Source organism: Mesorhizobium sp. M2C.T.Ca.TU.002.02.1.1 (genome assembly GCF_003997225.1).
In genome coordinates this window covers 1-8,336 of record NZ_RZTO01000208.1, presented here as the reverse complement: position 1 = coordinate 8,336, position 8,336 = coordinate 1, and the positions used below count along the sequence as shown (strand labels likewise).

The following is an 8,336-nucleotide window of genomic DNA, read 5'->3' as shown; positions in this document are numbered from 1 at the left end:
CCTCCATGCCCTCTGCCGCGACGACATCGGTAAGCCGCGGCTTGCCCTCGGTCAGCGTGCCGGTCTTGTCGACGATCAGCGTGTCGACGGCGGCGAAGCGCTCGAGCGCCGCGGCTTCCTTGATCAGCACGCCGGCATGCGCGCCACGCCCGGTCGCCGTCATGATCGACATCGGCGTGGCGAGGCCAAGCGCGCAGGGGCAGGCGATGATCAGCACCGATACCGCCGAGACGATGGCGAAGATCAGGCTCGGCGACGGACCGAGAAGCGCCCAGGCGATGAAAGCGATGATGGCGACCAGCACGACGGCCGGAACGAAATAGAAGGACACGCGGTCGGCCAGCCCCTGGATCGGCGCGCGCGAACGCTGGGCCTTGGCAACCAGCTCGACGATGCGCGACAGCGTGGTTTCGGCGCCCACCTTCTCGGCGCGCATGACCAGCGAGCCGTTCTTGTTCAGCGTGCCGCCGGTAAGATTGTCGCCCTCGGTCTTTTCGACCGGCAGCGGTTCGCCCGTGATCATCGATTCATCGATCGCCGAGCGGCCCTCCAGCACGATGCCGTCGACCGGCACGGCGTCGCCGGGGCGGATGCGGAGCTTGTCTCCGGTCTTGACGCTGTCGAGCGGCACGTCGTTCTCGGAGCCATCGGCGCCGATCAGACGCGCCGTCTTCGGCGCAAGGTCAAGGAGCGCGCGAATGGCCGAGCCGGTGCGCTCGCGGGCCCTCAGTTCCAGCACCTGGCCGAGGAAGACCAGCGCGACGATGACGGCGGCGGCCTCGAAATAGACCGGAACCGCGCCGTCATGACCGCGGAACTGATGCGGGAAGATGTCCGGGAACAGGGCGGCGACCACGCTGTAGAGATAGGCGGCGCCGACACCCAGCGAGATCAGCGTCCACATATTGGGGCTGCGGTTGAGGATCGAGTCCCAGCCGCGATGGAAGAACGGAAACGCCGCCCACAACACCACCGGGCTTGCCAGCGCCAGCTCCGCCCAAGTCTTGGTGCGACCGTCGATGAGGTTTTCGAAGCTGAAGCCCAGCATCGGCGCCATGGCGACGATCAGGAGCGGTACGGAAAGCACCGCGCTGACCCAGAAGCGGCGCGTGAAATCGACAAGTTCCGGGTTAGGGCCTTCGTCACCTGTCGGCACGCCCATCGGCTCCAGCGCCATGCCGCAGATCGGGCAGGAACCGGGCTTGTCGCGGATGATCTCGGGATGCATCGGGCAGGTGTATTGCGTGCCCTTCGGCATCGGCTGCGGCTCGGGCCGACCGGCAAGATATTTTGCCGGCTCCGCCTCGAACTTGGCCTTGCAACCGGCGGAGCAGAAATAGAAACCCTGCCCTTCGTGGCGAACGAAGTGCTTCGCGCTCGCGCGATCGACATTCATGCCGCAGACCGGATCGGTGGCCGTCAGGTAGCTGTCCGGCTCGGCCTGGAATTTCGCGCGGCAGCGCTCGCTGCAGAAATGAAACGTCCGGCCGCCATGCTCGGCCGTCGGCTTGCCGGCCGCCGGATCGACCGTCATGCCGCAGACAGGATCGCGAATCACCGCTTCGGCGGCGGGCGCGGTGCTCTTTGCGGAGCAGCAGGCGCCGCCATGCGCATGATGGTGGTGATGGTCGGAATGGGTCATCGGCAATACCTCGAAATTCTCGGATTGAGGCGGAGGTAGTCCTTCCAGTTACTGGAAGGTCAAGGGCCGGTTTCGACTTTTGCGAAAATCGGCCGGGCGATTGCGGTTTACGCCTCCGCGCGGCGGCAAATCGCGGCCGCCGCCCCCATACACAGCGCCGCGAAAACACGCTATAGACGCCGCCGAATGGCAAAGATCTCCCTGAAACTCGACGAAATCATCGATGGCGACGCGCTGCGCCGCGACCTGACCGCGCTGACGGCGGCGACCGCCGGCGACGGTTCGGGACCGGCGGTTCGCGCGGCCGTCCTGCAGCTGCTCAAAGGCAGGCTGGCGGAGGGGCGCAAGATCGCCGAGGCCATGCTCATGCAGGATGGCGGCGGCAATGCCTGCGCCGAGCGGCTCTCGCATCTGATGGATGAGCTGATCCGGGCGCTCTATGATTTCGCCGCCACCCACGTCTACCGCGTCAAGAACCGGTCGGCGGCCGAGCGCATGGCGGTCGTGGCCGTCGGCGGCTATGGCCGCGGCACGCTGGCGCCGGGCTCCGACATCGACCTGCTTTTCCTCTTGCCCTACAAGCAGACGCCGTGGGGCGAGCAGATCGTCGAATACATGCTCTACATGCTGTGGGACATGGGGCTGAAGGTCGGCCACGCCACCCGCAACATCGAGGAGTGCCTGAGGCTCTCGCGCAGCGACATCACCATCCGCACATCGATCCTGGAGGCGCGTTTCCTGTGGGGCGAACGCAAGCTCTATGACGAGTTGCTCACCCGCTTCGACCACGAAGTGGTGCGCACGACCGGGCCGGAATATGTGCAGGCCAAGCTCGCCGAGCGCGACGAGCGCCACGCCAAGGCCGGCGAAAGCCGCTACCTGGTCGAGCCCAACGTCAAGGACGGCAAAGGCGGCCTGCGCGACCTGCAGACGCTGTTCTGGATCGGCAAATATTTCTATCGCGTGCGCACCGGCGAGGAGCTGGTCGAGAAGGGCGTCTTCACCGAGGCCGAATATCGCGAGTTCCAGAAGGCCGAGGACTTTTTGTGGGCGGTGCGCTGCCACATGCATTTCCTCACCGGCAAGGCGGAGGAACGGCTGCATTTCGACATCCAGCGCGAGATCGCAGAACGGCTTGGCTACACGACGCATCCCGGCCTGTCGGCGGTCGAGCGCTTCATGAAGCACTATTTCCTCGTCGCCAAGGATGTCGGCGACCTCACCCGCATCTTCTGCGCGGCGCTCGAGGAAGAGCAGGCCAAGCATGTGCCGGGCTTCAACCGCATCTTCCTCACCTTCCAGCGGCGCAAGCGCAAGCTTGCCGGCACAAGCGATTTCATCGTCGACAATCACCGCATCAACATTGCCGACGACGGCGTCTTCGAGCGCGATCCGGTCAATCTGCTGAGGTTGTTCTGGTTCGCCGACAAGCATGGGCTGGAGTTCCATCCCGATGCGCTCAAGCTGCTCACCCGCTCGCTTGGCCTCGTCAACAAGTCGCTGCGGCGCGACGAGGAGGCCAACCGGCTGTTCCTCGACATATTGACCTCGGACCGCAACGCCGAGCTCAACCTGCGGCGCATGAACGAGGCGGGGCTGCTCGGCAGGCTGATCCCCGACTTCGGCAAGATCGTCGCCATGATGCAGTTCTCGATGTACCACCACTACACGGTGGACGAGCATCTGATCCGCTGCATCGGCGTGCTGGCCGAGATCGAGCGCGGCGACGGCGCCAAAGTGCATCCGCTGTCGCATTCGCTGATGCCGGGGCTGAAGAAGAGCCGCGAGGCGCTCTATGTCGCCGTGCTTCTGCACGACATCGCCAAGGGCCGTCCGGAGGATCATTCGGAAGCCGGCGCTCGCATTGCCCGGCGAATCTGCCCGCATATGGGGTTGTCGGCGGCCGACACCGAGACCGTCGCCTGGCTGGTCGAGAACCACCTCGTGATGTCGATGATGGCGCAGACGCGCGACCTCAACGACCGCAAGACCATCGAGGATTTCGCCTCGATCGTGCAGTCGGTCGAGCGGCTGAAGCTGCTTTTGATCCTCACTGTCTGCGACATCCGGGGCGTCGGGCCTGGTGTGTGGAACGGCTGGAAGGGGCAATTGCTGCGCACGCTTTATTTCGAGACCGAGCTGCTGCTCACCGGCGGCTTCTCCGAAGTGTCGCGCGCCGAGCGCTCGGCGGCAGCGCGCGAGCAGCTGGCCGGGGCGCTGTCCGCCTGGCCGGCCAAGGAACGCAAGCGCTACGTCGCCCTGCACTACGAGAACTATCTGCTCACTGTTGACCTGCCCGACCAGCTTCGCCATGCCGAGTTCATCCGCGAGGCGGACGCGGCGGGCAAGAAACTCGCTACCATGGTCAAGACGCATGAGTTCGAGGCGGTGACCGAGATCACCGTGCTGGCGCCCGACCATCCGCGCCTGCTGTCGATCATTGCAGGGGCCTGCGCGGCGGCCGGCGGCAACATCGTCGACGCGCAGATCTTCACCACCTCGGACGGGCGCGCGCTCGACTCCATCCTGATCTCGAGGGAATTCGACCTTGACGAGGACGAGCGCCGCCGTGCCGAGCGCGTCGGCCGGCTGATCGAGGACGTGCTGTCCGGCAAGAGCTGGCTGCCCGAGATGATCGAGAAGCGCACCAAGCCGAAACGCGGCGCCAGGGCTTTCAGGATTCCGCCGCGCGCCGAAATCCGCAACACGCTGTCCAACCGCTTCTCGGTGATCGAGGTCGAGGGTCTCGACCGGCCGGGGCTGCTCTCCGAGATCACCGGGACGCTTTCCGACCTTTCGCTCGACATCGCCTCGGCGCATATCACCACCTTCGGCGAGAAGGTCATCGACACGTTCTACGTCACCGACCTGACCGGACAGAAGATCGACAGCCCGACGCGCACCGCCGCCATCCACAAGCGGCTGATCGATACGCTGGAAGGCAATTCGTCGGAACGCAACGGCAAGGCCAAGGCGGCGGCCGAGTGACCATCCAATTGACGCAATTTTTCTGGCAGTCATTCCCAGCATGAGCCTCGTCAAGAAATTCGCCACCGTCGCCTCCGGCACGCTGATGAGCCGCGCGCTGGGTTTCGGCCGCGAGATGCTGATGGCGGCGGCGCTCGGCACCGGGCCGGTCGCCGATGCCTTCAACGCCGCTTTCCAGTTCCCCAATACCTTCCGCCGGCTGTTTGCCGAAGGCGCGTTCAACGCCGCTTTCGTGCCGCTGTTCGCCAAGGAGATCGAGCAGCATGGCACCGACGGCGCCAAGCGCTTCTCGGAGGAAGTGTTCGGCGTGCTGTTCTCGGCGCTGCTGGCACTGACGATCGCCATGGAACTGGCGATGCCGCTGATCGTGCGCTACCTGGTGGCGCCGGGCTTCGCCGACATTCCGGGCAAGTTCGAGACGACCGTCACGCTTGCGACGATCATGTTCCCCTATCTCATCTGCATGTCGCTCGGCGCCATGATGGCGGGCATGCTGAACTCGCTGCGCCGCTATTTCGCGGCGGCGATCGCGCCCGCCTTCCTCAACATCATCCTGATCAGCGTGCTCGCCTATGCCTGGTATCACGGGCTCGACGCGCATGATGTCGGCTTCGGGCTGTCCTGGGGCGTGCTGGCGGCGGGCATCGTGCAGCTCGCCATCGTCTGGGTGGCGGTGCGCCACGCCGGCATCTCGATCGGCTTCCGCAGGCCGAAGATGACGCCCAACGTCAAGCGGCTGCTGATCCTGGCGCTGCCGGCGGCGATCACCGGCGGCATCACGCAGATCAACCAGCTGATCGGCACGGCGATCGCCTCCGCGCAGAACAGCGCCGTGTCGTCGCTCGCCTATGCCGACCGCATCTACCAATTGCCGCTCGGCGTCGTCGGCGTGGCGGTCGCCATCGTGCTTTTGCCGGAACTGTCGCGGGCGCTGAAATCGGGCAATCTGATCGAGGCCGCCAATCTGCAGAACCGCTCGGTCGAGTTCACCCTGTTCATGACGCTGCCGGCGGCCGCCGCGCTCTGGGTGATGTCCGAGCCGATCGTGCGGCTGGTCTATGAGCGCGGCGCCTTCGCCGCCAACCATTCGACGCCGATCGTCGCCTCCATCCTCGCGATCTTCGGCCTCGGCCTGCCGGCCTTCGTGCTGATCAAGGCTTTCACGCCCGGCTATTTCGCGCGCGAGGACACGCGCACGCCGATGGTCTTCGCAGCCATCTCGGTCGGCGTGAACGTCGCCACCGCATTGACTTTGTTCCCTTCGATGGGCGCGCCAGGCATAGCGGTCGCCTCGGCCGTCGCCGGCTGGGTCAACGCGCTGATGCTGCTCGGCATGCTGATCAGGCGGGGACATTGGGGCCGCGACATCCCTTTGCTGAAGCGCATCCCGCGACTGGTGCTGTCGGCCGCAATCATGGCGACGGCGCTTTACTTCGCCGAACGCCACTTTGCCACGCAGATCGGACCCGGGTCGCCGCTGGTGGTAAAGGCGACGACCATCCTTGCGCTGGTCGCTGGCGGCGCCGCCCTCTACTTCATCGCCGCCTTCGGCACCGGCGGCGCCGATTTCGGTATGATCCGCCGGAACGTGAAGCGGGGCTCGGGGAAATCTGCGCCGCGGGAATCAAATACTGGCCTGGACGAATAATCCAAGCAAACTTGCAGCAACACCGGTCTTGATCCCGTCGCGGCCTTCGTCCATAAGCCCGCCGTCGAAAGACTTTCGCCGCGCGCGAAACGGCCCTCCACAAGCCATGAGGACATCATGACCGCCTTCAAGCCACTCGTCTTTTCAGGCGTCCAGCCGACCGGCAATCTGCATCTCGGCAATTATCTCGGCGCCATCAAGAAATTCGTCGCCCTCCAGGAACAGTCCGACTGCATCTATTGCGTCGTCGACCTACATTCGCTGACGGCGCAGCTCGTCCACCAGGACCTCGGCGACCAGACGCGCTCGATCACCGCGGCGTTCCTGGCCTCCGGCATCGACCCGAAGAAGCACATCGTCTTCAACCAGTCGCGGGTCATCCAGCACGCCGAGCTTGCCTGGATCTTCAACTGCGTGGCGCGCATCGGCTGGATGTACCGAATGACGCAGTTCAAGGACAAGGCCGGCAAGGACCGCGAGAACGCCTCGCTCGGCCTGCTCGCCTATCCGAGCCTGATGGCCGCCGACATCCTGCTTTACCGCGCCACCCATGTGCCGGTGGGCGAGGACCAGAAGCAGCATCTGGAGCTGACCCGCGATATCGCCCAGAAATTCAACAACGACTTCTCCGAGAAGATCGCGGCGCTTGGCGTCGGCGTCGAGATGCAGGTCGGTGAAGAGACGGTGAACGGCTATTTCCCGATCACCGAACCGGTGATCGGCGGCCCCGCGGCGCGGATCATGAGCCTGCGCGACGGCTCGAAGAAGATGTCGAAGTCGGACCCGTCGGACCTCTCGCGCATCAACCTGACCGACGACGCCGACACCATCTCGAAGAAGATCCGCAAGGCCAAGACCGATCCGGAGGCCTTGCCGAGCGAGATCGACGGGCTGGAAAGCCGGCCCGAGGCGGAAAACCTCGTCGGCATCTATGCCGGCCTGGCGGAGATCTCGAAGGAGGACGTCCTGAAGGAATATGGCGGCCAGCAGTTTTCCGTGTTCAAGCCGGCGCTTGCCGACCTTGCCGTGGAGAAGCTGGCGCCGATCGCTGCGGAGATGCGCCGCATCGAGGGCGACCGCGCCTATGTCGATGCCGTGCTCAAGGATGGCGGCGACCGCGCCCGCGCGATCGCCGAGGGCACGATGAAGACGGTTCGCGACATCATCGGCCTGCTGCAGGACTGATCGACAAGTAGTTGTTTCGACGCAATTCCGGACGGAAAACCGCTACACACTTTTCCTGGAATTGCTCTGGGACCGTTGCCGTACCGGCCGGCGGCTTGCCGCCGGTCCGTGGCGGTGGCAGATTGCGGCTGAAACCATACCGAGCAGATAGACATGGTCTCCAAACGCCTCAGCCGCGAAGCCGGGCATCGCAGAAAATTCCTGGCGATCATCGACGACACGCCGGAATGCGAGCGCGCCGTCGCCTATGCCTCGAAGCGGGCGCAGCACACCAGCGGCGTGCTGGTACTGCTCTATGTCATCGAGCCGGACGATTTCCAGCACTGGCTGGGCGTGGAAAAGATCATGCGCGAGGAAGCAAACGCGACGGCGCGCGGGGCACTCGACGGCTACGCCAACAAGGTGCGTCAGAGCGTCGGCATCGAGCCGGAATTGGTCGTGCGCGAAGGCAAGCCGACCGAGGAGATCCACAAGCTGATCGAGGACGACCAGGATATCGCCATCCTGGTGCTGGCGGCCGGCGCCGGCAAGGAAGGCCCGGGACCGCTGGTCAGCGCGGTTGCCGGCCGCGGCGCCGCCTTCCCCATCCCGGTCACGGTGGTGCCGCAGAATCTGTCCGACGAAGAGATCGACAGCCTGGCCTAAAGCGCGTCGCGATCTTTCAGATTCATTCCATTTTGATTTTGCGCACGTCTCTCGAAACCGGTTCCCAGTTTCGAGAGACGTGCTTTGGTCCTTTTCCAAGCCAGCCGACACCGGCTGCGTCTTCAGATCGAAGCATCTAGGAATAACCCAACCCTTGGCCGGCGTTTGCGGTGCGCCATTTGGAATCATATGCGCATTCCAATGGAGAGCCGATGACCGAAACGGAAC

At 64.7% G+C, this 8,336-nt stretch carries 5 protein-coding genes; 4 read left to right on the top strand and 1 reads right to left on the bottom strand.

Features of this window, described 5'->3' with window-relative positions; all coding sequences use genetic code 11:
- On the bottom strand, positions 1-1,642 hold a 1,642-nt coding region (locus tag EOD07_RS13655), incomplete at its 3' end, for an HAD-IC family P-type ATPase (RefSeq protein WP_127235834.1).
- A 186-nt stretch (positions 1,643-1,828) separates the two neighbouring features.
- On the opposite strand from EOD07_RS13655, the gene EOD07_RS13650 reads away from it, so the two are divergent.
- The 4 genes from EOD07_RS13650 to EOD07_RS13635 all read left to right on the top strand — a co-directional run bounded on the left by EOD07_RS13650 (position 1,829) and on the right by EOD07_RS13635 (position 8,108).
- The gene (locus tag EOD07_RS13650) at positions 1,829-4,630 is read left to right on the top strand and encodes a [protein-PII] uridylyltransferase (protein WP_127235833.1); all 2,802 of its coding nucleotides are present in this window, start codon (positions 1,829-1,831) and stop codon (positions 4,628-4,630) included.
- 40 nt (positions 4,631-4,670) lie between these two features.
- The gene (gene murJ, locus EOD07_RS13645) at positions 4,671-6,278 is read left to right on the top strand and encodes a murein biosynthesis integral membrane protein MurJ (protein WP_127235832.1); all 1,608 of its coding nucleotides are present in this window, start codon (positions 4,671-4,673) and stop codon (positions 6,276-6,278) included.
- A 117-nt stretch (positions 6,279-6,395) separates the two neighbouring features.
- The gene (gene trpS / locus EOD07_RS13640; RefSeq protein ID WP_127235831.1) at positions 6,396-7,463 is read left to right on the top strand and encodes a tryptophan--tRNA ligase; all 1,068 of its coding nucleotides are present in this window, start codon (positions 6,396-6,398) and stop codon (positions 7,461-7,463) included.
- Between the two features lie 153 nt (positions 7,464-7,616).
- Positions 7,617-8,108, top strand: a complete 492-nt coding sequence (locus EOD07_RS13635) for a universal stress protein (RefSeq protein WP_040988654.1) — start codon at positions 7,617-7,619, stop codon at positions 8,106-8,108.
- Positions 8,109-8,336 lie beyond the last annotated feature (228 nt).

Bases quoted from the DNA above. Each gene is read 5' to 3' on its own strand.
- EOD07_RS13650 (WP_127235833.1), top strand. From the start codon at position 1,829: ATGGCAAAGATCTCCCTGAAACTCGACGAAATCATCGATGGCGACGCG.
- murJ (WP_127235832.1), top strand. From the start codon at position 4,671: ATGAGCCTCGTCAAGAAATTCGCCACCGTCGCCTCCGGCACGCTGATG.
- trpS (WP_127235831.1), top strand. From the start codon at position 6,396: ATGACCGCCTTCAAGCCACTCGTCTTTTCAGGCGTCCAGCCGACCGGC.
- EOD07_RS13635 (WP_040988654.1), top strand. From the start codon at position 7,617: ATGGTCTCCAAACGCCTCAGCCGCGAAGCCGGGCATCGCAGAAAATTC.